Raw genomic sequence first — 26,274 nt, forward strand, 5'->3', positions numbered from 1 at the left:
TTCGCGGGCACGCTCGGCCGCTCCCGGTACGCGGGCGCGGCGGCACTGGTCGGCTTCGCGGTCGTCGTCGCCCACATCGCACTGCCGACCGTGCCGGGCGCGGTCCTCGTCGGCATCGGCGCGTACGTCGCGCTCACGCCGTTCGCCGGCGGGCTCGGCGAGCTCTGGCGCAACCCCGGCCGTCGCCGGTGGCTCGGCACCTCGAACCGCGAGCTGGTGCTGACCCACGGGCTGGCGCTCGCGGGCATCGGGATCTGCTGGGCGGCGCTGCTCGCCGTGGTCACCCTCGCGGGTGGGACGTCGTTCGGCCTCGGCGCCTGGCTGGCGGTGCCGCTGTCGGTGCTCTCGATCCTGCGCACGGTCACCCGGACCGCCGTCGACTACGGCAATCCGGCGTTCGTCGACACCCCGATGGGCCCGATGCCGGCCAACCTCGTGCGCCAGCTGTTCCGCGGTCTCGACCTCCAGGCGATCGGGATCGTGGTGCTCGCTGCCGCCGTTTGACCTACGCTCGCTCCGACGAAGGGAGCAGCCAGTGGGCGGCGGACACGCACCGGGCGTCGGGCGGCGGGCGACGAGCGAGTTCCCGGCCGGCTGGACCGACGAGCAGATCATCTCGGTCGTCAAGGACGTCGCGAACGACCCCAGCGAGGCCCGGCGGCGCCAGCCGAACGGCCGCTGGCGCTGCGCCGGCGAGCGGTACAACGTGCACCTGATCGTCCTGGTCGAGGAGAACGGGCACGTGCACACCGCCTACCCGGTGGCGGGTCCCGGCGTCGTCCGCAACCCGGACACCGCCCGCGACCCGGCGAACCCGACGGTCGCCGACCTCAAGGGCAACCGCATCAGCTTCTTCGCCGACAGCGTCCTGACCGGCCTCGCCGACCGGCTCTCCGCCGAGGACTACACGCACTACCGGACGCTGCTGTGGTCCGGCGAATGGGAGGAGCTGGGGGACGTGCTGGCCGCGCACGCGGTCAAGCTGGGCTTCGCCTTCTCGGCGGACGAGTTCTCCGACTTCGAGAAGCTGCTCAACAGCTACGACCTGCCGGTGGCGGCCTGCGCGTTCCTCAACGACCGCGACCACATCGTGAACCAGCTGCGCCCGGTCTAACTCGCCTGGCTGAGCGACGGCGCCGCGGCGGGTTCGACCGCCGCGCGCAGCTCGTCCAGCGGCAGGCCCACGGCGTCGGCGATGGCCGTGACCGTGAAGAACGCCGGCGTCGGGATCCGCCCGGTTTCGATCTTCCGGAGCGTCTCGACCGAGATCCCGGCTTCGGCGGCGACGTCGACCATGCTCCGGCCGGCCCGCGCCGTCCGCAGCGCCTGGCCGAGGCGCTCGCCTCGCTCGCGCTCGTCGTCTGTCAGCGGTACTCGAACCATGGGCCCAATACTAATACCACTCGAGTTGTCCACTGCCTGTGGACAACTCTGTGCACAGGTGTGGAAAAGCCCCGCCGAACGTCCGTTCGGCGGGGCCTCCACTACACCTTGTGGTGTCAGGCGCCCGCGGGCACCGGAAGTGGCATACCGGGCAGGCTCTGGTCGTTCGGCACGACGCCGTCGACCAGGTAGGCCTCCACGACCTTGTCCACACCCGCGTTGCCGCCGGCGTAGATGCCGTGGTCACCCTCGCCGGTGATCGTCAGCATCCGCGAACCCGCGAACGCCTTGTGCGCGCGCCGCGCGCCCTCGATCGGCGTCGCCGGGTCGTGCTCCGACTCGACGATCAGCACCGGCGGGACACCCTTGCCGTCCAGCACCGGGAGCGGCGCCGGCTGCTTCTTCCAGAACAGGCAGGGCTGGATGAACCAGCCGGCGCCCAGGAGCGGCAGCTGCTTGTCGATCAGCTTCTGCGAGTCCTTGATGGCGCTGTTGACCGTGCCGGTCCACGCGCCCTCGTTGCACGGGATGGTCCAGAAGCTGGCGTCGTAGGCGTCGCCGTCGGTCGGGACCATCAGCGGCTGGGCGCCGGAGGTGTCGGTGCTCTTGTCGGCGGCCTTGACCTTCTGCGCGGCCGACGTCTTGGCCTGCGCGGACGCGGTGCCCTGGGTCAGCGTGCGGACGCTGACCAGGTAGTCGGCCAGACCCGGGAAGGCGCGCTTCGAGTAGATGCTCGACGCGATGAAGGAGTCCAGGCCGTTGGCCGAGACGGACGAGCCGTCGGGCAGGGTGACCGCGCCCTGGGTCAGGGCGTAGCGGACCTGCTCGTAGGTCTGGCGGGCCGCTTCACCGGTGGTGCCGAAGTGGTAGAGCTTGTCGTACTTCGCCATCCACGGGAGGAAGTCCTGCCGCCAGCGGCGCTCGAAGCCGAGCGGCTGCCAGTCGAACGACTTCTGCCAGGTCGTGGTGAACTCCGTCGAGGAGTCGAGGACGAACCGGCCGGTGCGCGTCGGGTAGGCCTGCGCGTAGTGCGCGCCCATCCAGGTGCCCGCCGAGTAGCCGACCCAGTTGATCTTGTCGCGGCCGAGCAGCACGCGCAGCAGGTCGATGTCCTTGACCGTCTGGTCGGTGTTGATCAGCGGGCCCAGCTCGCCGGACTTCTGCTGGCAGGACAGGGCGGCGTACTTCGTCGCCGCGACGATCAGGTTCAGGTTCTGCCGGTCGCGGTCACGCGGGTCGAGGTCCGAGCCGGTGCCGATGGCGCCGCCGCACGTGATGTTCGTGCTCTTGCCGGTGCCGCGCGGGTCGAACCCGACGATCTCCTGGTGCTCGCGCAGCTTGGGCTGGTTGCGCAGGCGGGCCGGGAAGTTCCGGCCGGGCGCGCCCGGGCCGCCGGGGTTGGTGACGACGCTGGCGGTCGCGTCCTTGGTCGCCTTCAGGCGGCTGACGGCGATGGTCAGGTCGATCTGGGCGTTGGCCTGGTACCAGTTGCGCGGCGTCTTGTAGGTCGCGCACTCCATGTCCTCGGCGCCGGCGGGCGGGGCCGTCGGCAGCTCGGAAGGAACGGCGCACTTGTGCCAGTCGAGCTTCTGGTTCGCGTACTGCGGCGGGATGTTCGTGGAGTTCAGCGGCTGCGTGCCGGCCGCGGCCTCCTGGCCCGCGAAGGCCGGCGTGAACCCGGCCAGCAGGGTGCCGGCGATCGCCGGGATCACCACCGCGTAGCGGAGTCGTGTCATACGGTTGCCCCTTTTTGGCTTTTCACGTGCGGAGTCCGGCTATTGATATAGGGCGGGCCGGGGCGGGGCAACCGACGTTGGTCGGCATCGGGGACCGCGGCGATCAAATCGATATCGGACAGACGTGACTCGCTGTCACCCAGGTTCTAAGGTCAGGCGGTCGGTTACGGGAGTGTTAGGTGAGGTCGATGTCGACTGTGAAGCACGACGGGAAGGGGCGCGGGTTCAACCCGTGGAACCTCCTTCTGATCGTCCCGCTGCTCGTCCTGGTCACGCCACTGTTCAACGTGGACGGTCCGCGGCTGTTCGGGATGCCGTTCTTCTACTGGTTCCAGTTCCTCATGGTCGCGGTCGGGGTGCTGTCCACCTGGATCGTCTACCTGATGACGCGGGACAAGCCCACCACGGACGCGCCCGACCGGCTGAGCGTCGACGACCTGGACGAGGGGGACGCTCGATGAGCAACCTGCAGTGGCCCGAGCTGATCATCTTCACCGTCCTCTTCGCACTGGTCACGGTGCTGGGCTTCATGGCGTCGCGCTGGCAGCGCGGCGGCGCGCTGGACCACCTCGACGAATGGGGCCTCGGCGGCCGCAAGTTCGGCTCGTGGATCACGTGGTTCCTGCTCGGCGGTGACCTCTACACGGCGTACACCTTCGTCGCGGTGCCCGCGCTGGTCTTCAGCGCCGGCGCGCTCGGCCTGTACGCGCTGCCGTACACGATCGTCGTCTACCCGATCGTGCTGCTCCCGGCGCTGCGGATGTGGTCGGTCTCGCGGGTCCGCGGTTACGTGACCCCGGCCGACTTCGTGCGCGGCCGCTTCGGCTCGCCGATCCTCGCGCTGCTGGTGGCGATCACCGGCATCGTCGCGACCATGCCGTACATCGCGCTGCAGCTGGTCGGCCTCGAAGCCGTGCTGCGGACGATGGGCATCAACGGCTCCGGCATCGTCGGCCACCTGCCGCTGCTGGTCGCCTTCGTCATCCTGGCCTTCTACACCTACCAGTCCGGCCTGCGGGCGCCCGCGCTGATCGCGTTCGTCAAGGACATCCTGATCTACATCGTGATCCTGGTGGCGATCATCTACCTGCCCTCGAAGCTGGGCGGCTGGTCGCACATCTTCGACACCGCGGTGGCCAAGTTCGACAAGACGCCGTCGAAGGCCGACGGCGTCCTGCTGAACGCCAACAACCAGCTCCAGTACGCCACCCTGGCGCTGGGCTCGGCCCTCGCGCTGTTCCTGTACCCGCACTCGCTGACCAGCGTGCTGGCCTCGCGCGGCCGCAGCGTGATCAAGCGGAACATGGTCGCGCTGCCGGCGTACTCGCTGGTGCTCGGCCTGCTGGCGCTGCTCGGGTACGTCGCGATCACGGCGGGCGTCAAGCCGCTGACGAACGCAGCCACCGGCAAGGCCGACGGCAACACGATCGTCCCGGTGCTGTTCGACAGCACCTTCTCCTCGTGGTTCGCCGGCATCGCGTTCGCCGCGATCGGCATCGGCGCGCTGGTGCCCGCCGCGATCATGTCGATCGCCGCGGCCAACCTGTGGACGCGCAACATCTACAAGGAGTACATCCGGAAGAACGCGACCCCGGCCGAGGAGGCGAAGCAAGCCAAGCTGGCTTCGCTGGTCGTCAAGCTCGGCGCGGTGGCCGTGATCATCCTGATCGACCCGCAGTTCTCGATCGACCTCCAGCTCATCGGCGGCGTGCTGATCCTGCAGACGCTCCCCGCCGTGGCGCTCGCGCTGTACACGCGCTGGTTCCACCGCTGGGGCCTGATCGCGGGCTGGGTCGTCGGCATCGGCTGGGGCCTGATCATGCTGTACGGCATCCCCAACCCGGCCAACGGCAAGCTCCACTTCGGCGGGTCGGCGCTGCCGCTGGGCAACATGTCGATCTTCGGCTGGCACCCGTTCGCGGGCTCCCAGGTCCAGATCTACGTCGGCTTCGTGGCCCTGATCGCCAACCTGGTGGTCGCGGCGATCGTCACGGTGATCGCGCGGCAGCTGAAGGTGTTCAACGGCACCGACGACACCAACCCCGAGGACTACCAGGCCGACGAGCACGACAAGGACCTGCGGCCGATCGGTGTCCACTAAGTACGGATGGCCGCCCGCGAAACGAGGTAGAGCACCAGCCCGTTGAGCAGGTGCCAGAGGAAGTGCGTGCCGGCCGGGACGTAGTCGCAGACGTCCCGGTCGAGCGCGCGCAAGCTCAGCGAGAGCGCGAAAACCGCCCCCGCGACGGCGAAGTGCGTCCAGGCGGCGTCGCGTTTCAGGGCCAGCAACGCGGCGAACGCGAACAGCCCGATCAGCGGGGCGAGGTAGAGCCCGCCGCCCAGCACCGTGGTGACCGCAGTGAGCGCGAGAAACCCAGGCGCGGCAACCCACCCCCACCGCCGGCTCCAGTACTCGCGCGCGAACACGACGGCGTACACCAGCACGAAGGCGAGAATGGCGCCCGAGTCCGCGACGGCCGCCCAGCGCGTCGCGAGCAGGTGGAAGACGCTGCCGGCGACGAAAACCAGCCCGATCAACGCGGCGAGCAGCCGCCCGGTCCGGCCGCCCCTGGCCAGCCGCCACACGAGCACGGCGGCGACGAGGAACGCCAGGTTGCTGAGACTGTTGAGCGGTTCTCCCCAGAGCCCGGGCGCGACGCGTTCGCAGTACCCGTCGACGTAGTCCGTCACGGGACCAGCCAACCACGGCTAGCGTGAAGCCCATGAGCGATTCGGTGAGCCGGTTCCCGGTGGTGGACCTCGAAGACCTGCCCGACGACCTGCGCGAGCGCGTCGGCGTCATCGCGGAGAAGTCGGGCTTCGTGCCCAACATCTTCCGCGCGCTCGGCCACCGCCCCGCCGAGCTGCGCGCGTTCCTCGACTACCACGACGCCCTGATGGAACGCTCCGGCGGCCTCACCAAGGCCGAGCGCGAGCTGGTCGTCGTCGCCACCTCCGGCGCCAACCACTGCACGTACTGCGTCGTCGCGCACGGCGCCATCCTGCGCATCCGCGCGAAGGACCCCGAGCTGGCCGACCGCGTGTCGAGCAACCCGTGGCAGGTGGAGCTGGACGAACGCGGCCGCGCGATCGTCGACCTGGCCTTGGCGCTCGCCCAGGACTCCGCGCTGTTCGGCGACGGCGACCTCGAAGCCGCGCGCAACGCGGGCCTGACCGACGACGAAATCTGGGACGTCGGCGCGATCACGGCGTTGTTCGCGATGTCGAACCGCCTCGCCCACCTGACGGCGTTGCGCCCGAACCCCGAGTTCTTCCTGCTGGGCCGCGTCCCCCGCTAGAACTCCAGGCGCCAGGTCTCGTCGGTCAGCTTCGGGCCCCAGTCGTCGAAGTCCGCTTCGGCGACCAGCTGGAACCCCGCCGCGCGGTAGATCGAGCGCGCCGCCGTCAGGATCGAGACCGTGGACAGCTCCATCGCCCGGTAGCCGTGCGCCCGCGCGAACTCGACGCACTCGGTGACCAGCCGCTTGCCGACGCCGTGGCCGCGGGCCGACGGCTCGAGCAGCAGCAGCCGCAGCTTCGCCGTGTCATCGGCTGCGCGCGTGCACGCGATGCCGCCGACGCGCTCGCCGTCCAGTTCGGCGATCCAGAACGCCTGCCCCGGGTCGTCGCGGTTCTCGACGAAGTCCGCGACGATGCGCGCGACGAGTCCCTCGAAGCGGTCGTCGAAGCCGTACTCCCGGCCGTACAACGCGCCGTGACGTTCCACCACCCAGCCGAGGTCACCCGGTCGTGGTGGACGCAGGACCAGCACCGGGTCCCGGCGGCGGGTGCCGACCAGGTCGCCGATCGTGCGCATCGCGGCCAGCAGGCGCTCTTGGTCTTCGTCGGCGAACCGGCGGAGCAGGCCGCCGATCTGCTCGGTGGACCGGCGGTTGAGGACGTCGAACGCGGCACGGCCGGCCGCCGTCGGGCGCACGAGCTGGCGGCGGGCGTCCTCTGCCGAGCGTTCGCGCGCGATCAGCCCGCGCGACTCGAGGCGGGCGAGCAGCCTGCTCGCGTAGCCGGCGTCGAGTTCGAGCCGTTTCCGCAGGTCGGTGACCGGCATCGGATCCTGGTGGGCGAGCTCGAAGAGCACCCGGGCTTCCGGCAGCGAGTACTCGGCGTCGGCCGGGCCTTCGTCGAGCACGCCGATGACCCCGGTGTAGAGCCGGTTGAAGGCACGGACCGCGGCCACGCGGTCGGCGACCTGGGCGTCGTTCATTGACCACCTCAACAAGTTCGTTGACGAAGTCAAAGGTTATCGGAAAATGGGAAACCCCGCGATGCTGCCAGGTCGGGGGTCCGCCAGCATCACGGGGTCGTAGTGGGTATCGACGGCACTTAGCGCGTCGTTACACGTTGAGCACTATGTGGCATAGGTCACTCGAATGGGCGACCGCCACGGGGTGAGAGATCAGCGCATGTAGCCCGAGCGAGCCTGCGCGATCGCGATGAGTTCCTGACGGACCGTCGCGGTCGCGGCGGTGTCGATCGCCCGGTTCAGCGCCCGGCGAGTGCGAGTCTCGGCGCGACGGGCACGGAGCTTGGCGGCGATGTTGTTCATCGGTTTCTGCATCCCCTTCGGAGGGTCTCGGTGGTTGTGCCTCTAGTATGCGCCTTTTTTCACAAGGAATCCAACGGATATCCGGTGATGTGGCGCACTTGCCGATGAATCATCGGCAAAGATGGGTATGGGCCGGAGAGATCAAGGGTGGCCGTGGTCACGGCGAAGCAACCCGATACATGTCTCTAAAGCTCTCTAGCTACTGCGCTAGAAAGCTCCAGAAACGCGGATAGCGGGTCAGTCGCGGCCGAGCAGGTAGTGGCCGAAGTGCGGCACGGTGAAGGCGATCTGGCCCCGCTCGGCGGAGTAGACCAGGCCTTTCTTCATCAGGCTGTCGCGCGCGGGCGACAGCGACGACGGCTTCCGCCCGAGGAAAACGGCGACGTCGGCGGTGCCGGCCGGCTCGTCGCGCCCCTGCGTCAGCTCGGCCATCGCCTGCAGGTACTCGCGCTCGGCGGGCGTCGCGCGTTCGTAGCGCGAGCCGAAGAAGCCGACCGCCAGCTCCGACTCCGCCTCGGGCGCCGCGACCTGGACGTCCTTGACCGTGATCGGGTCGGACGGCGCCGCGTCCCAGGCCGCCTTGCCGTACGCCTGGATGAAGTAGGGGTAGCCGCCGGACGCGTCGAAGAGCGCGTCGAGCGCCTCCGGCTCGATCCCGGCGTCCTCGCGCTCGATCGGCGCCATCACGGCGTAGTCCGCGTCCTCGCGGCTGAGCCGGTCGATGCGGGCGTACCGGAAGAGGCGTTCGGAGTAGGACTTGGACGCGGACAGCACCGCGGGCACGTGCGGCAGGCCGGCGCCGACGACCACGAGCGGCGCCCCGGACTGCGAAAGCTCGTGGCAGGCCGCGCACAACGCCGAGACGTCGTCGGGCTGCAGGTCCTGGATCTCGTCGATGAGCAGCGCGACCCCGGTGCCGACGTCCGCGGCCAGCTCGGCGACGTCGGTGAAGAGCTCGACGAGGTCGATCTCGATGTCCCCGGAGTCGGCCCGCCCCTGCGCGGCGGGCACGTCGATGCCCGGCTGCCACCGGTCACGCAGCTTCGCGTCGGCCTTGTTGGCCCGCAGGGCGAACGCCTTGAGCACCCCGAGTACCTCTTCGACCCGATCCGGCGCCCGGTGCCGCACGGCGAGGTCCCGGATGGCCCGGTGCAACGCGGCGGACAACGGCCGCCGCAGCTCGGCGTCCGGCCGCGCCTCGATCTTCCCGGCCCCCCACTTGTGCCGCACGGCCATCGCGCGCAGCTCCCCGAGCAGCACGGTCTTGCCGACGCCCCGCAACCCGGTGAGCACCAGACTGCGTTCGGGTCTCCCCCGCGCGACGCGCTCCAGCACCACTTCGAACGCCTTGAGCTCACGCTCACGCCCGGCCAGCTCAGGCGGCCGCTGCCCGGCGCCCGGTGCGAAGGGGTTGCGGATGGGGTCCACTCTGCCAAGCTATCGGCGTATCTAGCGCGGACCCGATATTCCGCCATAGACGGCTAGCGCGTGTCGCCGATGTTCGACCGGATGGCCGTACATAGAGACGAACAGGGTCTGCAGCCCCTGCTCGTCCCTACCCCCAGCGCGCACTACGACGTAGCGCTAGTCACTGAGGTTCCGTTCCGCGTAGATCTTCATCGCGTCCCGCACCAACTCCGCCGTCGCGCCTTCCAGCCCGTACCGCGGGTCGTCCACGTACAGCTGCCCCAGGCCCGCGAAGTACCCCGCGGACACCGACGAAACCGCCGGTCGCAGCCACGCGTGCAGCCGGCCCGTGATCGCCTGGACCTCGTCCGCGTCCGGGGTCAGCCCGGCTGTCCCGGCCGCGCCGAACGCGGCCCAGATGTCCCGCTGCTCCTGCTGGTGGGCCTGCTTCTCCGCCGCGGACAACGAGCTCCACCACTGGTCACCACGCCGGTAGGCGTCGGCGCCCCAGCGCGACGTGACCTCTTCCTCGTACTTCGTGTGGTCGAAGCCGTCGAAAACCTCTTCTGCCATCAGTCGTTCACCTCCCTTCAGTTTCCGGAGCGTCGTGCGGACGGACTCGATCTGCCGCCCGATCCGCCGCTGCTCCTGTTCGAGCAGGTCCAGGTGCGTCTCGAGCGCGGCCGCGCTGTCGCGCTGCCCGTCGAGCACCTCGGCGATGGCCGGCAGCCCGAGGCCGAGCTCGCGCAGCAACAGGATCCGCTGCAGCCGGACGAGCGCGCGCTCGTCGTAGTAGCGGTAGCCGTTGCCGCCGATCCGGCTGGGCTCGAGCAGGCCGACCGCGCCGTAGTGGCGCAGAGTCCGGCTCGTGGTCCCCGCCGAGCGGGCGATGTCCTGGATCGACCACTCCATGGCGTCGACGATAGAAGTTGACGCAGCGTCAAGGTCAACCATCGGATTCTCTAGCGCTTTCTAGCATCAGTACGATACTTCGCCAGAAAGCCCGATGAGGATTCGAGCACGGGCCGAGCGGGCACCCAGGCGGTAGGTTCGACCAGGCAGCGGCCCGTACGAGGAAGGCAATGACCGTGATACTCCGTCGAGTGGCTCGTCCCCTGCTCGCCACGATCTTCGTGACGGGCGGGATCAATGCGCTGAGGCAGGCCGAGGGCCACGCCAAGGCGGCGGAACCGTTCCTCAACAACGCCTTGGACAAGCTCGGCGACGTCCTCCCGGAGCAGGTCCCGCGCGACCCGGTGACGCTCGTCCGCATCGACGCCGCCGTGAAGATCGGCGCCGGTCTCGCGCTCGCGGCCGGCAAGGCGCCGCGGCTCGCGGCCGGGCTGCTCCTCGGCAGCCTCGTGCCGACGACGCTGGCGGCGCACAGCTTCTGGGCCATCAAGGACCCGGGCGAGCGCCAGCAGCAGCAGATCCAGTTCTTCAAGAACGCGGGCCTGGCCGGCGGCCTCCTGCTCGCGGTCGGCGACACGCACGGCAAGCCGTCGGCGGCCTGGCGCGCGCGTCACGCCGCGAAGGACGTCGGCGCCGCGGCCGGCAAGCTGAGTCGCAAGGCCGAGAAGCGCGCCAACAAGCTCGCGAAGCGCGCCCAGAAGGCTCTCCCCAACTGACACTTTCATAGGGAAAGTGCCGCCCCGGACGGTCGGAGGCGGCACTTTCCCTACGAAAGCTACTTCTCCAGGATCGCGGTGACGCCCTGGCCGCCGGCCGCGCAGATCGAGATCAGGCCGCGGCCCGCCCCCTTCTCGTGCAGCAGCTTCGCCAGCGTCGCGACGATCCGGCCGCCGGTCGCGGCGAACGGGTGCCCGGCCGCCAGCGACGAGCCGTTGACGTTCAGCTTCGCCCGGTCGATCGCGCCCAGCGGCGCGTCCAGCTCCAGCTTCTCCTTGGCGAACGCCGGGTCCTCCCACGCCTTGAGCGTGGCCAGCACCTGCGACGCGAACGCCTCGTGGATCTCGTAGAAGTCGAAGTCCTGCAGCGTCAGCCCGGCCTTCGCGAGCATCCGCGGCACGGCGTACGCGGGCGCCATCAGCAGGCCCTCTTCGCCGTGGACGTAGTCGACGGCCGCGGTCTGCGAGAACGTCAGGTACGCCTGCACCGGCAGCTTGTGCGCCTTCGCCCACTCCTCGGTGGCGAGCAGAACGGTCGACGCGCCGTCGGTCAGCGGCGTCGAGTTGCCCGCCGTCATCGTGCCGTCCGGGCCGCCGAACGCCGGCTTGAGCTTGGCCAGCTTCTCCGCAGTCGAGTCCGGGCGCACGTTCTGGTCGCGCGCGAGCTTGAGGAACGGCGTCACGAGGTCGTCGAAGAACCCGCGGTCGTAGGCCGCGGCGAGGTGCTGGTGGCTGGCCGCGGCCAGTTCGTCCTGCGCCTCGCGGGTGATCTCCCAGATCTTCGCGGTCAGGGCCGCGTGCTCGCCCATCGAGAGGCCGGTGCGCGGTTCGGAGTTGCGCGGGATGGCCGGGACGATGTGCCCGGGCCGGATCTTCGCGACGAGCTTGAGCCGGTCGCCGAGCGTCTTCGCGCTGTTGAGCTGGATGAGGATCTGCCGGAGGTCCTCGTTGACGGCCAGCGGCGCGTCGCTCGTGGTGTCGACGCCGCCCGCGATGGCCGAGTCGATCTGGCCGAGCGCGATCTTGTTGGCGACGTTGACGATCGCCTGCAGCCCGGTGCCGCACGCCATCTGGACGTCGGCAGCGGGCGTCGCGGGCGAAAGCTTGCTGCCGAGCACGCTCTCGCGGGCCAGGTTGAAGTCCTTCGAGTGCTTGAGCACCGCGCCGGCGGCGACCTCGCCGATCACCTCGCCCTGCAGGGAGAAGCGGCTGACCAGACCGTCGATGGCGGCGGTGAGCATGTCCTGGTTCGACGCCTTCGCGTACGGGCCGTTCGACCTCGCGAAGGGGATCCGGTTGCCCCCGATGATCGCGACCTTGCGCACGGCAGGCGCCTGCTTTGGTTGCTTCGGCTTCGGCGGCATGAACTCACCTCTCTGGTCGTGTCTCTCACACTGTAACCTACTGGGGAGTAGGTTAGACTGCGACGTGACGCAGACTGCACGGGAGGCAACCGATGGCTGACAGGTACCAGCAGTTCACGAAAACCCCGTTGGGGAAGTTCGTGGTGCCGAAGCTCGGCCTGCCCAACCCCGCCACGCTGCGCCGGTACAAGCCCGGGCAACCCGCCCTCGAGGGTCCCGCACTTCTCGGCGCGGCGCCCGGCGGGCGGCTCGAGAAGAACGTGCGCGACCAGCTCGCCGACGCCGGCATCGAGGTCATCACGTCGGCCGCCGACCGGCACGCGGCGCTCGTCTTCGACGCCACCGGCGTCACCGAGCCCGCCCGCCTGCGCGAGGTCTACGACTTCTTCCACCCGGTGATCCGCAGCGTCGGCCCGTCCGGCCGCGTCGTCATCCTGGGCACGCCGCCGGAGCAGGTCGAAGGCCGCGAGCGGATCGCCCAGCGCGCGCTCGAAGGCTTCGTGCGCTCGGTCGGCAAGGAGCTGAAGCGCGGCGCGACCGCCCAGCTCGTGTACGTCGCGGAAGGCGCCGAAGAGGCGACGGAGTCGACGTTGCGATTCCTGCTCTCGGCCAAGTCCGCGTTCGTCGACGCGCAGGTCATCCGGATCGGCGCCGAGGGCAAGACGGCCACCGCGCCCGCGAACTGGGACAAGCCGCTGGACGGCAAGGTCGCGCTGGTCACGGGCGCGTCCCGCGGCATCGGCGCGGCGATCGCCGAGGTGCTGGCCCGCGACGGCGCGCACGTCGTCGCGCTCGACATCCCCGCGCAGGGCGGCGACCTCTCGAAGGTGGCCAACAAGATCGGCGGGTCGGCGCTGCAGCTCGACATCACGTCGCCGAGCGCGCCCGCGAAGCTCGCGGAGTACCTGAAGGAGCGCCACGGCGGCGTCGACGTCGTTGTCCACAACGCGGGTATTACCCGCGACAAGACGCTGGGCAACATGAGCGAGAGCGCGTGGGACTCGGTCATCGCGGTGAACCTCGCTTCGCAGCTCGCGGTGAACGACAAGCTGCTCGCCGACAAGATCCTGAACGAGAACGGCCGCATCATCGGCGTCTCGTCGATCGCGGGCATCGCCGGCAACGTCGGCCAGACGAACTACGCGACGTCGAAGGCGGGCGTGATCGGCATGGTGAACGTCGGCGCGCCGCAGCTCGCGGCGTACGGCGGCACGATCAACGCCGTCGCGCCCGGCTTCATCGAGACCAAGATGACGGCCGCGGTGCCGCTGTTCATCCGCGAGGCCGGCCGCCGCCTGTCCAGCCTCGGCCAGGGCGGGCTGCCGGTCGACGTCGCCGAGACGATCGCCTGGTACGCGAACCCCGCGTCGGCCGCGGTGAACGGCAACGTGGTCCGCGTCTGCGGCCAGGCGCTGCTGGGGGCCTGACGTGGCGATCCGCGAACTCGACCGCACCCCGAGCCTGGCCACGCTCTACCCGAAGGCGCTGCTCGGCTTTCGCAAGGCGGGCTCATCGCTGCCCGACACCGAGCTGGTCCGCACGGGCGTCGTGGTCGACCCGGCGCACCTGGCCGCGTACAACACGGTCTGCGGCTTCCGGTTGAGCGACGAGCTGCCGGCGACGTACCCGCACATGCTGGCGTTCCCGCTCCAGATGGCGCTGATGACCGAGCCGGGCTTCCCGTTCCCGCTGCTCGGCATGGTGCACGTGGCGAACCGGATCACCCAGCGGCGGCCATTGCGCCTGGACGAGCCGCTGACGATCCGCGTCCGCGCGGAGAACCTGCGCCCGCACGAGAAGGGCCGCCAGTTCGACGTCGTCAGCGAGGCCTGGGTCGAGGACGACCTGGTCTGGAGCGACGTCAGCACGTACCTGCGCCGCGGGTCTTCGTCCGGTACTCCGACGCGGCGGGAGCAGCTGGCGCCCCCGACCCCGGACGCGATCTGGCGCGTCCCGGGCGACATCGGCCGCCGCTACGCGGAGGTCTCGGGCGACCGCAACCCGATCCACCTGCACCCGCTGACGGCCCGCCTGTTCGGCTTCCCGAAGGCGATCGCCCACGGGATGTGGACCAAGGCCCACGCACTCGCGGCGTTCGAGGGCAGGCTGCCGGCGGCGTTCACGGTCGACGTCCGCTTCAAGCAGCCGGTGCTGCTGCCGGCCAAGGCGGGCTTCACGTCGTGGGCCACCCCGGAGGGCTGGGCGTTCGAGCTGTGGAGCAAGTCGAAGCCGCACCTGGACGGCACGATCACCTCACTCTGAGGGCTTCCAGACCTCGCCCTCGATGAGGTCGTTGAAGCCGAGCCAGACGAGGTTCATCAGCCACGACGCCAGGACGCCGTCGGAGATGTCGGGGTGGTCGAGGGCCCAGTCGGCCAGCGACTCGGCCGCCCCGACCAGCGCCGCGGACAGGCCCTCACCGGAGAACTCGGCCTGCTCGCCGACGCCCTTGCGGGTGCCGGCGGACACGACGAGCGCGGCGACCAGCTGGATCGCCCGCGCCCGCATGTCGGTGATCTCGGCGGCGAAGGCCCCGCCGACGGTCAGGGCCTGGCGGTGCAGGACCGTCCATGATTCGCGGTACTCGGCGACGAAACGGTAGAAGGACCGAAGGCCGTGCCAAAGCTGCATGTCCGGCGGCAGATCGGGCTGGACGCCGGCCTGGATGGCCTCGAGCAGCCGCGTCGCCTCGCGGCGGATGCACGCGCCGAAGAGGTCCTCCTTGGAGCCGAGGTAGGTGTAGATCATCGGCTTCGAGACACCGGCGACGTCGGAGATCTCGTCCATCGACGCCGCGTGGTAGCCGTGGCGCGAGAAGACCTGGACGGCCGCGTCCAGGATCTGCCGCTCGCGCACGGCACGCGGCAGCCGCCTGGCCCGTTCGGGCGGACGCTGATCATCCTCTGACACGCTGGACCTCCTCGTTGCTGCCCGGAGACGGTACCGGTCGTGCCCACGTGAGGGTGATTTCGGCACGCTTGCCCGCCTACCTACTGGCGGGTAGCCTTACGCTCGGGTAACACGAGAGGGAGTGACCATGGCCGACAACGCCGGGATGACCAGCGCCGATCGCGTCGCGGCCCTCCGCGGGGCGCCGTTGCTCGACGCGCTGGAGCGCCTCGACCCGCTGAGCCCCGAGGCGCACGCCCTGGACGTCAACGCCCTCGCCGAAGCGCTGAACCCGCGCGACCTCGGCAAGGACGACTTCCGCCGGTTCCTGAAGGCGCTGCTCACGCTGGCCTCGCGCGCCCCGGCGTTCGACCTGAGCAAGGTCGAGCCGGCGCGCTTCGCGTCGTTGGTCTCGTCGGCGTCCCGCGCCCAGCTCGAAAGCGTGGTGGCCGAGCGCCCCCTGCGAGAGCGCGTGCTGGCGGAGATCTTCGCGCGCATGGGCTCCCACATCAGACCGGAGCGCGCCCGCGACCTGCACGCGGTGGTCCACTGGCGCCTCTCGGGAGGCGTCGGCGAAGGCGGCTACGACCGCTACGAGACGGTGATTTCCCACGGCTCGTGCACGGTCAGCCGCGAGATGCGCGAGACCCCCCGCGTCACGATCTCGATCGCCCCGGCCGACTTCTTCCGGCTGATCACCCACCAGGCCACCCCGGCGGTGTTGTTCGTCACGGGCCGGATAAAGGTCAAGGGTGATTTGGCCTTCGCGGCGGGCCTCATCGGCTTTTTCGATCTGCCCCATCCAGTATAATTCCCACCCGTGCCCCGAAAAGCGAAGTGGCGCCTTTCCCGGCCCCGTGCCATCCGCGGCAGCCACGTGGTGAACGCGTTCGCGGAGAAGCTGATCCTCGGCAACCTGACGGCCCCACAGTTCGTCCAGGTCCTGGAAACCCTGCACATGCTGGGCTCCGCGGGAGCGGGGATCGAGCTGAGTTCACTCTCGACGGACGTCCTGGTCGACGTCGTCCGCCGAGCCTCCCGCGACCAGCTGAAGGCGATTGCCGAGCACCCCGAGTTGCGCCCGGTGTTTCTCGACGAGATATTCCGCCGGATGTCGGAGCATTTCCTTCCGGAAAAGGCGCGCCACGTCGATTTCGTGGTTTCCTGGCGCTTTTCCGAGGGCACCGGCGAGGACGGCTACGACCGCTTCCAGACGGTGATCGAGGACGGGGTCTGCGTCTCTTCGACGGACCTGTCCCGCACCCCGGACACGACGATCACACTGTCAGTGGACGACTTCATCCGCATGGCCACAGGCAACGCGGCGGTGGCGGCGATGTTCGTGACGGGCCGGGTGAAGGTGAAGGGCGAGTACGCACCGGCGGTGCGCTTCTCGAGCTACTTCGACATCCCCAAGCCGACGGTGGACTAATTTTCGACTACCCTCATAAGCCGGGCTGTAGGCGATTCAGCACGCGAGGACTAGTTCGGATGGCTATCTCTTACGATCTCGAAATGGCGACTTCATCGTCGCCGGAGCAAGTCGCGCGTGAACTGATCACCGTCGGCCGTTCGTTGGAGCTGTTCGACGCGTCGGTCACACCCGAGCAGGTGTCCAGTGACGGGGCAGTTATCCCACTTCACACCTGGGTTCGCGTCTACGAGCGCCGGCCGGCGGCCTGGGCGCCGATCGTCACCGACTTCGGAATCACCCCCACGGTGGCAGTGGGATTCAGTCTCTACAAACACGACAAGATCCCTGAGCAGCAGGACGCCATGGTCCGAGTGGTTGCCGGTCTGCTGGAGCGGGTCACCGGTGATGCGGTGTTTTCCGGCATGGACGTCATCTGGCTGATGCGGCGCAAGGGTGAGCTGAATCTGAACGAACGCGACGACATCTGGCCCACGCATCGCCTTGGTTCGGTGCACCAGGCTTATCGGCGGGAAACCAAGGCCTTCGCTGCGGAGTAACGGCTAGCTGTCCCGTTCTTCTCGAGCTACTTCGACATCGCCAAGCCGACGGTGGACTAGCTGTCGCTGCTGGGCGACACCAAACTGTCGGTGTCCGCCTTTAGGGTGGTTCCATGAGCAGCCCTGGTGAAGCTGAGAAGTGGCCGTTGGGGGAGATCCCCGGAGTGACCGTGGGGGACGTTTTCGCGGACCGCAGTGCGCTGGCAGCTGCCGGTGTCCACCGGGCAGGACAGGCCGGCATCACCGGAACGGCTGCTCGCGGCGCCGAGTCGATCGTCTTGTCCGGCGGTTACGCCGACGTCGACGGCGGCGACACCATCGTTTACACCGGACACGGTGGTCAGCAGGGTAAGAAACAAGTGGAGGACCAGACCTTCCTGGCACCTGGCAATGCGGCGCTCAAGACCAGCATGATCAAGTTGACGCCGGTCCGAGTGGTCCGCGGCCGCGGCAAGACCAAGGAGCGCAACGCTCACATCCACAACCCGCCGGCTAGCGGCTACCGCTATGACGGCTTGTACTTCGTTGATGACTGCTACTACGAGGAGGTGGACGGTTTCCGCCTCTGTCGGTTCAGGCTGTCCAAGGCTCCACGAGTCGACGTCATCGCAACTTCTCCGGGCGCTCTCCTGGAGTCGAAGGAATGGCACAGCGAGTTGCCTGCCGGGAACAAGAATCCCGGTAAACGTGCGTTCGAAGGTGAACGCGTTGTTCGTTCGGTCGAAGTGGCCAACAAGGTGAAGGCACTGCACGACCATACTTGCCAAGCGTGCGGCAGTCGGCTCGAGGTGAGTGGTCGAGGGTATGCGGAGGGAGCTCACATCCGGGCGCTCGCCGGTGGGCAGGACGGTCCGGACGAGCCAGACAACATGCTGTGCCTGTGCCCCAATTGCCACGTCTTGTTCGACTACGGTGCGTTGATCGTGGAGAAGGACTACTCAGTCTTTCGGAACGGTCAGCTGGTCGGCAAGCTGCGCACGAAGCCGGGACACCCGATCCGGGACGAGCACCTCGAATACCATCGCCAAAGGTATGCCGACCAGGTGAACTAGTTCTCCACGATCCGACCCTCGATCACCGTCGGCTGATTGCGCCGCGGCTCATCCGAAGGCACGACCTCGCTGTCCACCACCATCACCGGTCCCCGCCGCTGATTAGCGAACCGCACCGCGCGCTTCTCGGCCCGCCTCAACCACAACCGCCGCGCCACCGCGCGCGAAGGGGGCAGGATCAACAGCAGCCCGAGCACGTCACTCACGAACCCCGGCACCAGGATCAGCACCCCGCCGAGCCCGACGAGCATCCCGTCGGTCAGCTCCTTCTCCGACGGGCGCCCCATCCGCGCGGACTCCACGAACGCTCGCATCGCCTTCGCTCCTTCACGGCGCGCGAGCCAGGAGCCGATGAAGGCGCCGGCCAGCAGGAGGCCCAGGGTGCCGAGCACGCCGACGGCCGAGCCCACCGCCCAGATCGCGGCGATCTCGGCGAAGACGTAGAGCAGGAACGCGACAGCCATACCCGGAACAACGAACGACCTGTCCGTTTTGCTCCCGCGGCCGAAACCCAGCGGCTAGTCTCACCCTTCGTGCCCGACTGGTTCCGCTGGCTCCTGATCGCGCTCGCGGTGCTCGGCGGTGTGGCGCTGACCGCGCGTCGACGGCTGAGCCTTCCCGCGTTTCCGCAGGTGAGAGCCGGTATTGCGGCGTCCGTGCTCGTCTGGCTGGCGATCGCCGTCGTCGTCGCGGGTGCGGCTGGCGGCGGGCTTCTCTGGTTCCTCGGCTGGCCGCGGTTGCCCACCACGGGTGCGTTCGACGTCACCCAGTTGCTCGATCTGCTGAAGATCGCCCTGTCCGTGGTCGCCGGGTTGGGCGGGGTCGTGCTGCTCGCCGTCAACTACCGGAAGCAGCGGGTCACCGAGAACGAGCACGCCCTCGCCGTCGAGAAGGCCGAGCGGGAGACCGTTCAGGGGTTCAACGAACGGCTGGGTGCCGCCGCCGAGCAGCTGGCGCACGAGAGTCCCGCGGTCCGGTTGACCGGTGTCTACGCCCTCGCCGGGCTCGCCGACGACTGGGTGGACAAGCGCCAGGTCTGCATCGACGTCCTCTGCGGCTACCTGCGCCTGCAGCCCGGAACCATGACGCCCGGCGAGTCCGTGGTGCGCGAGGCGATCCTCCGGATGTTCCGCGACCGGCTGACCGGCCTCCTCTGGTGGCGGCACCCGGTCGACTTCGACTTCACCGAGGTCGTGTTCGAGAACGCCGACTTCTCCGGGCTCCGGTTCCGCGGGCGGCTGATCCTCGACCGGGCGGAGTTCACCGGGCAGCTGACCTCGTTCGACCGCGCGCGCTTCAGCGGCGGCCTCAGCTGCCACGGCACCCGCTTCGCCGCCGAGCGCACCAGCTTCGGCAGCGTGCTCTTCGACGGCGGCATCGAGTTCGTCGGCGCCGAATTCACCGGACAGGAGCTCAGCTGGGCCGGCTCGACCGTCCGAGGGGGCGCGACCGACTTCTACCGGTGCCGGGTCGCGTGCAAACGCCTCGACTTCACGCAGCTCAGCATCGAAGCCGGCGAGGTGCGCTTCGAGCAGATGGAACTGTCGGACACGGAAGTGGATTTCAAGGACCTCGACGCCGGCTGGCAAGACGACTCGGGTGGGTTCCCGCGGCTGGTCTTCGAAGACGTGCGGTTCACCCGCGGTCGCCTGCGGCTGGAGCTGTGGAGCGAGCGCGAGCGGATGATCTGGCTCCGGGACTGCTCGCTCGACGCCGTGGCCGTCGAACTCAACGCGGACGACGATGCCAAGCCCTGGCTGAACCTGCGGGACGTCGAACTCCGCGGGGGTACCGAGATCCCCGCGGAGTTCGTCCGGACTAGCTCGGCACCTCGTCCAAGTACGCCCGCGCCTGAAGCGTGAACAGATCGGCGTAGCCGGCCTTCGCCGCCATCAGCTCCTCGTGCGTTCCGTACTCCGCCACCTTGCCGCGGTCCAGCAGCAGGATCCGCTCCGCCTGCCGAACCGTCGAGAACCGGTGCGAGATGTACAACGTCGTCCGCCCCTCGGACAGCTGACGCAGCCGCGAGAACAGATCGTGCTCGGCCTGCGCGTCCAAAGCCGACGTCGGCTCATCGAGGATCAGCAGCGGCGCCTCGCGCTGGAACGCCCGGGCCAGCGCGATCTTCTGCCACTCGCCGCCGGACAGCGAGACACCCTGGTCGAACCAGCGGCCCAACGGGCTGTCGTAGCCGGACGGCAGTCGCTCGATGCGTTCGTCCGCGCCCGCTCGGCGGGCCGAGTCCTCGATGTGCGGGCGATCCTCCAAGCGCGAAAGATCCCCCAGGCCGATGTTCTCCGCCGCGGTTCCCTGGTACGTCACGTAGTCCTGGAACATCGCGCTGATCCGCGTCCGCAGCTCGACCGGGTCGTACTCGCGGATGTCGACGCCGTCCAGCAGGATCCGGCCGGCGGTCGGGTCGTACAACCGGCACAGGAGCTTGAACAGCGTCGACTTGCCCGCGCCGTTGCGGCCCACCACCGCCACCGTCTCGCCCGGGCGGATCTCGAAGCTGACGTCCTCCAGTGCCGGCTCCTCCGAGCCCGGGTAGGCGAACGTCACCGACTCGAACTCGATGTGACCGGCCACGACGGACGGGAACGGGCGCGGTGACGCGGGCGCCGTGATCTCCGGTTTCGTGTCCAGGAAGCGGTAGAGCGTGTCCAGGTAGAGATTGTTCTCGTACATCCCCGAAAACGCCGTGAACAGCCCGGACACCGACGCCTGCACGGACGTCGCCGCCGCCGTGTACAGGGCGAGGTCGCCCAGCGTCAGCCGGCCGCCGACCGCCTCCAGGGCGATGTACAGCGCGATCGCCGAGCCCGCGAGCGTGCTCAACAGGCCCCAGGACGTCGAGCTGATGTTGCGGTTGATCGTCAGCTTGCGCTGCCGCTCGTACGAGACGACGCCGAGCCGGCGGAAGCGGTCGACGAAGTACGGGCCGAGTCCGAACAGCTTCGTCTCCTTGGCGTACGTGTCCGTCGTGACCAGCGAAGACAGGTAATCCATCCGCCGCTTGATCGGCGACATCAGGAACGTCAGCCAGAACGCGCGCGAGCCGTACTTGGACTGCGAGATGAACGCCGGGATCGGCGCCAGCAGCGCGACCAGCGCCAGCAGCGGGCTGATCGAGACGAGCAGCGCGATCATGCTGCCGAACGTGATCAGCGTCCGGACCAGTCCCAGCGCGGAGTTCATCATCGACAGCGGCCGCGTCGGGGCTTCCTGCGCTGCCTGGCGCAGCATGTCGTAGGACGTCGAACCCTCGAAGTACGCCAGGTGCAGCTCGCTCGCGTGCGCCATCACGCGGTGGCGGATGGTCAGCGTCATGCGCTCCTGCAGCAGGGCCTGCGCGATCGACGTCAACGCGCTGCTGATCGCCGTGCCGGCGAGCACCGCGAACTGGAACAGCGCGACGTTGACGATGTCGCCCGTAGTGCCCTTGCCCTGGATCGCCGCGACGACGGAGTCGAGCAGCAGCTTCGCGACGTACGCCGTCACCGTCGGCAGGAGGCCCGACAACAGCGTGATCAGCGCTAGCACGATCGTCAGGGGCGGGCTCGCCTGCCACGTCAGCTTCGCGACCTTCGGCAGGCCGCGGACCGTGCCCGCTACGGACGTCTTCGCGCGCTTCAGCCGCGAGCGCAGGTCTTTCGGCTGGTCGTCCGGTTTCGGTTCCGGGATGTCGACCGGGCCCGTGAGCCCGCTCTCCGGCACGGTCGTCGCGTGCCGGCGACGGCCGCGGCGGCCCATCATGAACTCCATCCCGCCCCCACCGCCCGGGATCACTTGGCCTCCACGGCGCCGTGCAGGAAGACGTCGACCACCTGGCGCGTGGTGGGGGCGTCGTCGTCGGCCACGGCCCGGCGCGGCGTGAACAGCAGGGTCAGGAACAGCGAGGCCAGCTGCTCGGGCGGCAGCCGAAGCCGGTCCTTCTCGGGTTCGAACAACTCGGTCATCGCCCCGCGCATGGCGGCCATCGACTCCCGGCGGCTGCCCTTCCAGGTGCCTCGCAGGCGTTGTTCGGGGTCGCGGTGCTTGACGCGGCCGGACGCGTGCAGGGCGCCCATCAGCGCGCCCATCCGCTCGAGGTGCGCGCCGAGCGCGTCGGCTGCCTCGATCAGCCGGTCTTCGAGGGGCTGGTCGACGGGGATTTCGGCGATCGCGTCGAGCACGTGGTCCGGCTTGAGCGCCTCGGCGGTGCAGGCGTCGAACAGCTCGTCCTTGTCCTTGAACGCACGGAAGATGGTGCCCTCGCCGATGCCGGCGGCGCGGGCGATCTGGCTGGTCGTGACGCCGGCGCCGTGCTCGATGAGGAGCGGCAGCACCGCGTGCACGATCATGGCGCGCCGGTCTTCGACGCTCATGCCCGGCGCTCTCCGCCGGGTTTCGGGTGCTGGTGTCATGGCACCAGTGTGCGGAGTGAGTGCTCACTCCGTCAAATGAGTAAAAGTGAGGGCCGCCCGAAGACGGCCCTCACCTGCGAAAACTCAGTAAGTCATCGCCATCGCTGGGTCGGCCAGCAGCGCGCCGACGTCGGCCAGGAACTCCGAGCCCTGCTGGCCGTCGACCACGCGGTGGTCGAAGCTCAGCGACAGCTGGAGCACTTTGCGGACCTTGATCTCGCCGTCCACCACCCACGGCTGGTCCTTGATCGCGCCGAGGCACAGGATGGCGGACTCGCCGGGGTTGATGATCGGCGTGCCCGTGTCGACGCCGAACACGCCCACGTTGGTGATCGTGATCGTGCCGTTCGCCATGTCCGCCGGGGACGTCTTGCCCTCGCGGGCCACGTCCGTGAGCTGCGTCAACGCAACAGCCAGCTCCTTGAGGGACAGCGAGTCGGCGTCGCGGACCTTCGGCACGATCAGGCCGCGCGGCGTGGCGGCCGCGATGCCCAGGTGCACGTAGTCCTTGTAGACGATCTCCTGCGCCGCCTCGTCCCAGACCGCGTTGATGTCCGGGGTGCGCTTCGCCGCCAGGCACACGGCCTTCGCGGCGAACGTCAGCGGCGTGACCTTGACCCCGGAGAACTCCCGCGACTTCTTCAGCTTCTCGCGGAACTCCATCATCGGCGTGACGTCGATGGTCAGGAACTCCGTGACGTGCGGAGCGGTGTACGCGCTCTGCACCATCGCCGCCGCGGTCATCTTGCGGACGCCCTTGATCGGCACGCGCCGCTCGCGGGTGGCCGGGTCGTAGCCGGTGTCCACAGTGGACGCTACCGGCGCGGCCGCGGAGCCGTTGGCCGCGCGCTGGACGTCATCGCGGGTGATCACGCCGCCGGACGCGGTGCCGGTCAGCGCGTGCAGGTCGACGCCGAGGTCCTTCGCCAGCTTCCGCACCGGCGGCTTCGCGAGCGGGACGTACCCACCGCGCGGAGCAGCCGGAGCAGGTGCCGGCGGAGCGGCGACGGCGACCGCAGCGGGCGCGGGAGCCGGAGCAGCGCCCTTGCGGGCCCGCCGCTGCGTGACCACGGCCTTGGAGCCGTAGCCGACCAGCGGCTTCATCTCCTCTTCCTCGACCGGAGCGGCAGCAGGAGCCGGAGCCGCCGCAGCAGGAGCCGCAGCGCCACCGGGGTCGACGTCGATGGTGAGGATCGGCGTGCCGACCTCCACCGTCTGGCCCGGCTCGACGTGCAGCTCCGTCACGACCCCGGCCCACGGGATCGGCAGCTCAACGGCGGCCTTCGCGGTCTCGATCTCGACCACGATCTGGTTGACGGTGACCGTGTCGCCCGGCTTCACGTGCCAGTTCAGGATGTCGGCTTCGGTCAGCCCCTCGGCGGTGTCCGCCAAGGGGAACTCTTTGTACGTAGGCATTGCGCGGAAGTCCCCCTTACCAGGCGAGCGAGCGGTCGACGGCGTGCAGCACCCGGTCCAGGTCGGGGAGGTAGTGCTCCTCGAGCTTCGCCGGCGGGTACGGCGTGTCGAACCCGGTCACCCGGAGGACCGGCGCTTCCAGCGAGTAGAAGCACTCCTGCTGGACGCGCGCGGCGATCTCCGAGGTCAGCGACGACTCGGACGGCGCTTCGGACAGCGCGATCAGCCGTCCGGTCTTGCGGACCGACTCGAACACCGGGCCGAGGTCCAGCGGCGAGAGCGTGCGCAGGTCGATGACCTCGAGCGAGTGGCCTTCGTCCTCGGCCGCGGCGGCCGCGTCGAGGGCGACCTTCACCGAAGGGCCGTACGCGACGACCGTCGCGGTCGTGCCCTCGCGCACCACCTGCGAGGTGAACGCCGGGACCGGCGTGCCCGCGGTGTCGATCTCCGCGCGCAGCGCGCCCGAGTGGTAGAGCCGCTTGGGCTCGAAGAACAGGATCGGGTCGTCCGACTTGATCGCCTGCTGGATGCCCCAGTAGGCGTCGACGGCGTTCGAAATGGACACGACCTTGAGGCCCGGGATGTGCGCGAACAGCGACTCCGGCGACTCCGAGTGGTGCTCGACCGCGCCGATCCCGCCGCCGAACGGCACCCGGATCACGACGGGCATCTTGATCTTGCCCTGCGTCCGGTAGTGCAGCTTCGCCAGCTGCGAGGAGATCTGGTCGAAGCCGGGGAAGATGAAGCCCTCGAACTGGATCTCGCACACCGGCCGGAAGCCGCGCACGGCCAGGCCGACCGCGGTGCCGATGATGCCGGACTCCGCGAGCGGCGTGTCCAGCACGCGCTGCTCGCCGAAGTCCTTCTGCAGGCCGTCGGTGATCCGGAAGACGCCGCCGAGCTTGCCGACGTCCTCGCCCATGATCAGGACCTTGGGGTCTTCTTCCATCGCGCGGCGCAGGCCGAGGTTGAGCGCCTTGCCGATGGTGAGTTTCTGGAGGTCGGTCATCAGTGCTCACCCGCCGAAGCGAAACCGTCGAGGTAGGACAGGAACTCTTCGCGCTGCGCCTCCAGCACCGGGTTGCCCTCGGCGTAGACGTTGCTGAAGATCCGGTCCGGCGGCGGTTCCGGCATGTTGAACGTGTACTCGCGCAGGTCGGCCGCGAACGCGTCGGCCTCTTCCTGGACGCTGTCGAAGAACGCCTGGTCGGCGCCGCCACCGCGGGCGAGGAACGCCCGGACGCGCTCGATCGGGTCCTTCAGCTTCCACTCCTCCAGCTCGTCGGAGAGCCGGTAGCGGGTGGGGTCGTCGGTCGTCGTGTGCGCGTCCATCCGGTAGGTGAACGCCTCGATCAGGACGGGTCCGTTGCCGTGGCGGCACTCGTCGAGCGCCCAGCGCGACACCGCGAGGCAGGCCAGGACGTCGTTGCCGTCGACGCGGATGCCGGGGAAGCCGTAGCCGCGGGCGCGCTGGTACAGCGGCAGGCGCGACTGGCGCTCGGTCGGCTCGGAGATCGCCCACTGGTTGTTCTGGCAGAAGAACACCAGCGGCGCGTCGTAGACCGCGGCCCAGACGAATCCTTCGTGGACGTCACCCTGCGAGGTCGCGCCGTCTCCGAAGTAGACGATCGTCGCTTCGCCGTCGTCGTCGCCGACCTTGCCCTCGAACTTCTGGCCCATCGCGTAACCGGCGGCGTTGAGCACCTGGTTGCCGATCACGATCGTGTACGGGTGGAAGCCGTGGCGCTGGTAGTCCCAGCCACTGTGGTCGGTGCACCGGAAGATGCCGAGCAGGTCCTTCATGTCGACCCCGCGCGCGAACGCGACGCCGTGCTCGCGGTAGCTCGGGAAGGCCATGTCGTTCGCCCGCAGGGCGCGGCCGGAGCCGATCTGCGCGGCTTCCTGGCCGAGCAGCGGGACCCAGATGCCGAGCTGGCCCTGGCGCTGCATGGCGTTGGCCTCGCGGTCGGCCCGCCGCACCAGCACCATGTCGCGGTACAGGCCGCGCAGTGCTTCGGCGTCGATGTCGTCGACGTACTTGTCGAACTGGGGCGAGGGCACCCGTTCGCCTTCGGGGGTGAGCAGCTGAGTCAGCTCAGCGCCACCTTCGCTGGTTGCTCGCAATCCGGCGATCACCTGTTCCGGCGACGGCTGGGCCGCCACGGCGGCGGGCCCGTCCCCGGGTTCCGGGTGCGTCCACTGTTCGGACGGCATGCGCAGTACTCCTCGTGTCGGTGCCTCTGGCGGCCGCTTGTGGCGACCACAGCGACTGCACCGGCGGGGACCAGCGCATCGGGTCCGAAGCGCTCGGTCGCCGTCGGCGTTGACGGTTCACGCGGACATCCTGGCACGATGGTCCGCCCTTTGGTGAGTCACGGATACTTATTTGTTGCTGAGAAATAGGCGCTGAACAGGGCAAACGTTAGGAAGCCCGAGCATCGGACCTGCGAGGGTCGGG

27 protein-coding genes and 1 pseudogene are annotated in these 26,274 nt (G+C 69.2%); 13 read left to right on the forward strand and 15 right to left on the reverse strand.

Going from position 1 to position 26,274, the window contains the following annotated elements:
• Together G3I65_RS18985 and G3I65_RS18990 are read left to right on the forward strand one after the other, a co-directional pair.
• A pseudogene (locus G3I65_RS18985) lies at nucleotides 1-504 on the forward strand (hypothetical protein); the annotation flags it as partial.
• A 31-nt stretch (nucleotides 505-535) separates the two neighbouring features.
• Complete coding sequence (locus tag G3I65_RS18990; protein ID WP_160697293.1) at nucleotides 536-1,114, forward strand: EndoU domain-containing protein; 579 nt, start codon at nucleotides 536-538, stop codon at nucleotides 1,112-1,114.
• On the opposite strand, the gene G3I65_RS18995 is transcribed toward G3I65_RS18990, so the two are convergent.
• Together G3I65_RS18995 and G3I65_RS19000 are read right to left on the reverse strand one after the other, a co-directional pair.
• Nucleotides 1,111-1,383 carry a helix-turn-helix domain-containing protein gene (locus tag G3I65_RS18995; RefSeq protein ID WP_125309145.1) on the reverse strand — a complete coding sequence of 91 codons (273 nt, stop codon included), beginning with the start codon at nucleotides 1,381-1,383 and terminating at the stop codon, nucleotides 1,111-1,113. The two genes, G3I65_RS18990 and G3I65_RS18995, sit on opposite strands and share 4 nt — an antisense overlap.
• A gap of 116 nt (nucleotides 1,384-1,499) precedes the next feature.
• The gene (locus G3I65_RS19000; RefSeq protein WP_160697294.1) at nucleotides 1,500-3,119 is read right to left on the reverse strand and encodes an alpha/beta hydrolase; all 1,620 of its coding nucleotides are present in this window, start codon (nucleotides 3,117-3,119) and stop codon (nucleotides 1,500-1,502) included.
• A 188-nt stretch (nucleotides 3,120-3,307) separates the two neighbouring features.
• Here G3I65_RS19000 and G3I65_RS19005 point away from each other — a divergent pair, with 188 nt between their 5' ends.
• Both G3I65_RS19005 and mctP read left to right on the forward strand, forming a co-directional pair.
• Nucleotides 3,308-3,580 (forward strand): DUF3311 domain-containing protein, encoded by a 273-nt coding sequence (locus G3I65_RS19005; RefSeq protein WP_125309141.1) that lies wholly within the window; start codon nucleotides 3,308-3,310, stop codon nucleotides 3,578-3,580.
• The gene (mctP, locus tag G3I65_RS19010; protein ID WP_160697295.1) at nucleotides 3,577-5,220 is read left to right on the forward strand and encodes a monocarboxylate uptake permease MctP; all 1,644 of its coding nucleotides are present in this window, start codon (nucleotides 3,577-3,579) and stop codon (nucleotides 5,218-5,220) included. Before G3I65_RS19005 ends, mctP begins: the two co-directional genes overlap by 4 nt.
• On the opposite strand, the gene G3I65_RS19015 is transcribed toward mctP, so the two are convergent.
• Complete coding sequence (locus G3I65_RS19015) at nucleotides 5,217-5,810, reverse strand: hypothetical protein (RefSeq protein WP_160697296.1); 594 nt, start codon at nucleotides 5,808-5,810, stop codon at nucleotides 5,217-5,219. The genes mctP and G3I65_RS19015 overlap by 4 nt on opposite strands.
• 32 nt (nucleotides 5,811-5,842) lie before the next feature.
• Here G3I65_RS19015 and G3I65_RS19020 point away from each other — a divergent pair, with 32 nt between their 5' ends.
• Entirely contained in the window at nucleotides 5,843-6,418 is a 576-nt protein-coding gene (locus G3I65_RS19020) for a peroxidase-related enzyme (RefSeq protein ID WP_160697297.1), read from the forward strand.
• On the opposite strand, the gene G3I65_RS19025 is transcribed toward G3I65_RS19020, so the two are convergent.
• From G3I65_RS19025 to G3I65_RS19040, 4 genes are all read right to left on the reverse strand, one after another.
• Nucleotides 6,415-7,341, reverse strand: a complete 927-nt coding sequence (locus G3I65_RS19025; RefSeq protein ID WP_160697298.1) for a helix-turn-helix domain-containing GNAT family N-acetyltransferase — start codon at nucleotides 7,339-7,341, stop codon at nucleotides 6,415-6,417. The two genes, G3I65_RS19020 and G3I65_RS19025, sit on opposite strands and share 4 nt — an antisense overlap.
• Nucleotides 7,342-7,533: 192 nt before the next feature.
• Nucleotides 7,534-7,683 carry a hypothetical protein gene (locus G3I65_RS19030; protein ID WP_163046719.1) on the reverse strand — a complete coding sequence of 50 codons (150 nt, stop codon included), beginning with the start codon at nucleotides 7,681-7,683 and terminating at the stop codon, nucleotides 7,534-7,536.
• Nucleotides 7,684-7,920: 237 nt separating this feature from the next.
• Entirely contained in the window at nucleotides 7,921-9,111 is a 1,191-nt protein-coding gene (locus G3I65_RS19035; protein WP_125309131.1) for an ATP-binding protein, read from the reverse strand.
• Between the two features lie 156 nt (nucleotides 9,112-9,267).
• Nucleotides 9,268-10,002 carry a MerR family transcriptional regulator gene (locus tag G3I65_RS19040; RefSeq protein WP_160697299.1) on the reverse strand — a complete coding sequence of 245 codons (735 nt, stop codon included), beginning with the start codon at nucleotides 10,000-10,002 and terminating at the stop codon, nucleotides 9,268-9,270.
• A 170-nt stretch (nucleotides 10,003-10,172) separates the two neighbouring features.
• On the opposite strand from G3I65_RS19040, the gene G3I65_RS19045 reads away from it, so the two are divergent.
• The gene (locus G3I65_RS19045; RefSeq protein WP_160697300.1) at nucleotides 10,173-10,718 is read left to right on the forward strand and encodes a DoxX family membrane protein; all 546 of its coding nucleotides are present in this window, start codon (nucleotides 10,173-10,175) and stop codon (nucleotides 10,716-10,718) included.
• Nucleotides 10,719-10,777: 59 nt separating this feature from the next.
• Here G3I65_RS19045 and G3I65_RS19050 read toward each other — a convergent pair whose 3' ends face one another.
• Nucleotides 10,778-12,082 carry an acetyl-CoA C-acetyltransferase gene (locus G3I65_RS19050; protein WP_160697301.1) on the reverse strand — a complete coding sequence of 435 codons (1,305 nt, stop codon included), beginning with the start codon at nucleotides 12,080-12,082 and terminating at the stop codon, nucleotides 10,778-10,780.
• Between the two features lie 92 nt (nucleotides 12,083-12,174).
• Here G3I65_RS19050 and G3I65_RS19055 point away from each other — a divergent pair, with 92 nt between their 5' ends.
• Both G3I65_RS19055 and G3I65_RS19060 read left to right on the forward strand, forming a co-directional pair.
• Entirely contained in the window at nucleotides 12,175-13,509 is a 1,335-nt protein-coding gene (locus G3I65_RS19055; RefSeq protein WP_160697302.1) for a 3-oxoacyl-ACP reductase, read from the forward strand.
• A 1-nt stretch (nucleotide 13,510) separates the two neighbouring features.
• Nucleotides 13,511-14,344, forward strand: a complete 834-nt coding sequence (locus G3I65_RS19060; RefSeq protein ID WP_160697303.1) for a MaoC/PaaZ C-terminal domain-containing protein — start codon at nucleotides 13,511-13,513, stop codon at nucleotides 14,342-14,344.
• Here the strand turns inward: G3I65_RS19060 and G3I65_RS19065 are convergent.
• Nucleotides 14,336-14,992 carry a TetR/AcrR family transcriptional regulator gene (locus G3I65_RS19065; RefSeq protein WP_086670992.1) on the reverse strand — a complete coding sequence of 219 codons (657 nt, stop codon included), beginning with the start codon at nucleotides 14,990-14,992 and terminating at the stop codon, nucleotides 14,336-14,338. The two genes, G3I65_RS19060 and G3I65_RS19065, sit on opposite strands and share 9 nt — an antisense overlap.
• A gap of 127 nt (nucleotides 14,993-15,119) precedes the next feature.
• On the opposite strand from G3I65_RS19065, the gene G3I65_RS19070 reads away from it, so the two are divergent.
• The 4 genes from G3I65_RS19070 to G3I65_RS58600 all read left to right on the forward strand — a co-directional run bounded on the left by G3I65_RS19070 (nucleotide 15,120) and on the right by G3I65_RS58600 (nucleotide 17,994).
• On the forward strand, nucleotides 15,120-15,782 hold the full coding sequence (locus G3I65_RS19070; protein ID WP_166640281.1) for an SCP2 sterol-binding domain-containing protein: 663 nt from the start codon (nucleotides 15,120-15,122) through the stop codon (nucleotides 15,780-15,782).
• A gap of 69 nt (nucleotides 15,783-15,851) precedes the next feature.
• Entirely contained in the window at nucleotides 15,852-16,403 is a 552-nt protein-coding gene (locus G3I65_RS19075) for an SCP2 sterol-binding domain-containing protein (protein WP_160697305.1), read from the forward strand.
• A gap of 59 nt (nucleotides 16,404-16,462) precedes the next feature.
• Nucleotides 16,463-16,942, forward strand: a complete 480-nt coding sequence (locus G3I65_RS19080; protein ID WP_160697306.1) for a SitI3 family protein — start codon at nucleotides 16,463-16,465, stop codon at nucleotides 16,940-16,942.
• 113 nt (nucleotides 16,943-17,055) lie between these two features.
• Complete coding sequence (locus G3I65_RS58600) at nucleotides 17,056-17,994, forward strand: YDG/SRA domain-containing protein (protein ID WP_160697307.1); 939 nt, start codon at nucleotides 17,056-17,058, stop codon at nucleotides 17,992-17,994.
• Here the strand turns inward: G3I65_RS58600 and G3I65_RS19090 are convergent.
• Entirely contained in the window at nucleotides 17,991-18,458 is a 468-nt protein-coding gene (locus tag G3I65_RS19090) for an FxsA family protein (RefSeq protein ID WP_160697308.1), read from the reverse strand. The two genes, G3I65_RS58600 and G3I65_RS19090, sit on opposite strands and share 4 nt — an antisense overlap.
• A 69-nt stretch (nucleotides 18,459-18,527) precedes the next feature.
• On the opposite strand from G3I65_RS19090, the gene G3I65_RS19095 reads away from it, so the two are divergent.
• On the forward strand, nucleotides 18,528-19,856 hold the full coding sequence (locus tag G3I65_RS19095; RefSeq protein WP_160697309.1) for a pentapeptide repeat-containing protein: 1,329 nt from the start codon (nucleotides 18,528-18,530) through the stop codon (nucleotides 19,854-19,856).
• Here the strand turns inward: G3I65_RS19095 and G3I65_RS19100 are convergent.
• The 5 genes from G3I65_RS19100 to pdhA all read right to left on the reverse strand — a co-directional run bounded on the left by G3I65_RS19100 (nucleotide 19,813) and on the right by pdhA (nucleotide 26,030).
• The gene (locus G3I65_RS19100) at nucleotides 19,813-21,759 is read right to left on the reverse strand and encodes an ABC transporter ATP-binding protein (protein WP_160697352.1); all 1,947 of its coding nucleotides are present in this window, start codon (nucleotides 21,757-21,759) and stop codon (nucleotides 19,813-19,815) included. The two genes, G3I65_RS19095 and G3I65_RS19100, sit on opposite strands and share 44 nt — an antisense overlap.
• 20 nt (nucleotides 21,760-21,779) lie before the next feature.
• A complete protein-coding gene (locus G3I65_RS19105; RefSeq protein WP_160697310.1) occupies nucleotides 21,780-22,361 on the reverse strand; it encodes a TetR/AcrR family transcriptional regulator in 582 nt (193 codons plus the stop codon).
• A gap of 123 nt (nucleotides 22,362-22,484) precedes the next feature.
• On the reverse strand, nucleotides 22,485-23,816 hold the full coding sequence (locus G3I65_RS19110; protein WP_160697311.1) for a dihydrolipoamide acetyltransferase family protein: 1,332 nt from the start codon (nucleotides 23,814-23,816) through the stop codon (nucleotides 22,485-22,487).
• A gap of 16 nt (nucleotides 23,817-23,832) precedes the next feature.
• Entirely contained in the window at nucleotides 23,833-24,825 is a 993-nt protein-coding gene (locus G3I65_RS19115; RefSeq protein ID WP_160697312.1) for an alpha-ketoacid dehydrogenase subunit beta, read from the reverse strand.
• Entirely contained in the window at nucleotides 24,825-26,030 is a 1,206-nt protein-coding gene (pdhA, locus tag G3I65_RS19120; RefSeq protein ID WP_160697313.1) for a pyruvate dehydrogenase (acetyl-transferring) E1 component subunit alpha, read from the reverse strand. Before pdhA ends, G3I65_RS19115 begins: the two co-directional genes overlap by 1 nt.
• Nucleotides 26,031-26,274: the final 244 nt, after the last annotated feature.

Origin of the sequence: Amycolatopsis sp. SID8362, from assembly GCF_010550475.1 — a bacterium.
Lineage (GTDB): Bacteria > Actinomycetota > Actinomycetes > Mycobacteriales > Pseudonocardiaceae > Amycolatopsis > Amycolatopsis eburnea.

Coding starts and splice junctions, on each gene's coding strand:
- G3I65_RS18995 (WP_125309145.1), bottom strand. CDS start 1,383: ATGGTTCGAGTACCGCTGACAGACGACGAGCGCGAGCGAGGCGAGCGC.
- G3I65_RS19000 (WP_160697294.1), bottom strand. CDS start 3,119: ATGACACGACTCCGCTACGCGGTGGTGATCCCGGCGATCGCCGGCACC.
- G3I65_RS19005 (WP_125309141.1), top strand. CDS start 3,308: ATGTCGACTGTGAAGCACGACGGGAAGGGGCGCGGGTTCAACCCGTGG.
- mctP (WP_160697295.1), top strand. CDS start 3,577: ATGAGCAACCTGCAGTGGCCCGAGCTGATCATCTTCACCGTCCTCTTC.
- G3I65_RS19020 (WP_160697297.1), top strand. CDS start 5,843: ATGAGCGATTCGGTGAGCCGGTTCCCGGTGGTGGACCTCGAAGACCTG.
- G3I65_RS19025 (WP_160697298.1), bottom strand. CDS start 7,341: ATGAACGACGCCCAGGTCGCCGACCGCGTGGCCGCGGTCCGTGCCTTC.
- G3I65_RS19030 (WP_163046719.1), bottom strand. CDS start 7,683: ATGAACAACATCGCCGCCAAGCTCCGTGCCCGTCGCGCCGAGACTCGC.
- G3I65_RS19040 (WP_160697299.1), bottom strand. CDS start 10,002: ATGGAGTGGTCGATCCAGGACATCGCCCGCTCGGCGGGGACCACGAGC.
- G3I65_RS19045 (WP_160697300.1), top strand. CDS start 10,173: ATGACCGTGATACTCCGTCGAGTGGCTCGTCCCCTGCTCGCCACGATC.
- G3I65_RS19050 (WP_160697301.1), bottom strand. CDS start 12,082: ATGCCGCCGAAGCCGAAGCAACCAAAGCAGGCGCCTGCCGTGCGCAAG.
- G3I65_RS19055 (WP_160697302.1), top strand. CDS start 12,175: ATGGCTGACAGGTACCAGCAGTTCACGAAAACCCCGTTGGGGAAGTTC.
- G3I65_RS19070 (WP_166640281.1), top strand. CDS start 15,120: ATGGCCGACAACGCCGGGATGACCAGCGCCGATCGCGTCGCGGCCCTC.
- G3I65_RS19080 (WP_160697306.1), top strand. CDS start 16,463: ATGGCTATCTCTTACGATCTCGAAATGGCGACTTCATCGTCGCCGGAG.
- G3I65_RS58600 (WP_160697307.1), top strand. CDS start 17,056: ATGAGCAGCCCTGGTGAAGCTGAGAAGTGGCCGTTGGGGGAGATCCCC.
- G3I65_RS19090 (WP_160697308.1), bottom strand. CDS start 18,458: ATGGCTGTCGCGTTCCTGCTCTACGTCTTCGCCGAGATCGCCGCGATC.
- G3I65_RS19100 (WP_160697352.1), bottom strand. CDS start 21,759: ATGGAGTTCATGATGGGCCGCCGCGGCCGTCGCCGGCACGCGACGACC.
- G3I65_RS19105 (WP_160697310.1), bottom strand. CDS start 22,361: ATGAGCGTCGAAGACCGGCGCGCCATGATCGTGCACGCGGTGCTGCCG.
- G3I65_RS19110 (WP_160697311.1), bottom strand. CDS start 23,816: ATGCCTACGTACAAAGAGTTCCCCTTGGCGGACACCGCCGAGGGGCTG.
- G3I65_RS19115 (WP_160697312.1), bottom strand. CDS start 24,825: ATGACCGACCTCCAGAAACTCACCATCGGCAAGGCGCTCAACCTCGGC.
- pdhA (WP_160697313.1), bottom strand. CDS start 26,030: ATGCCGTCCGAACAGTGGACGCACCCGGAACCCGGGGACGGGCCCGCC.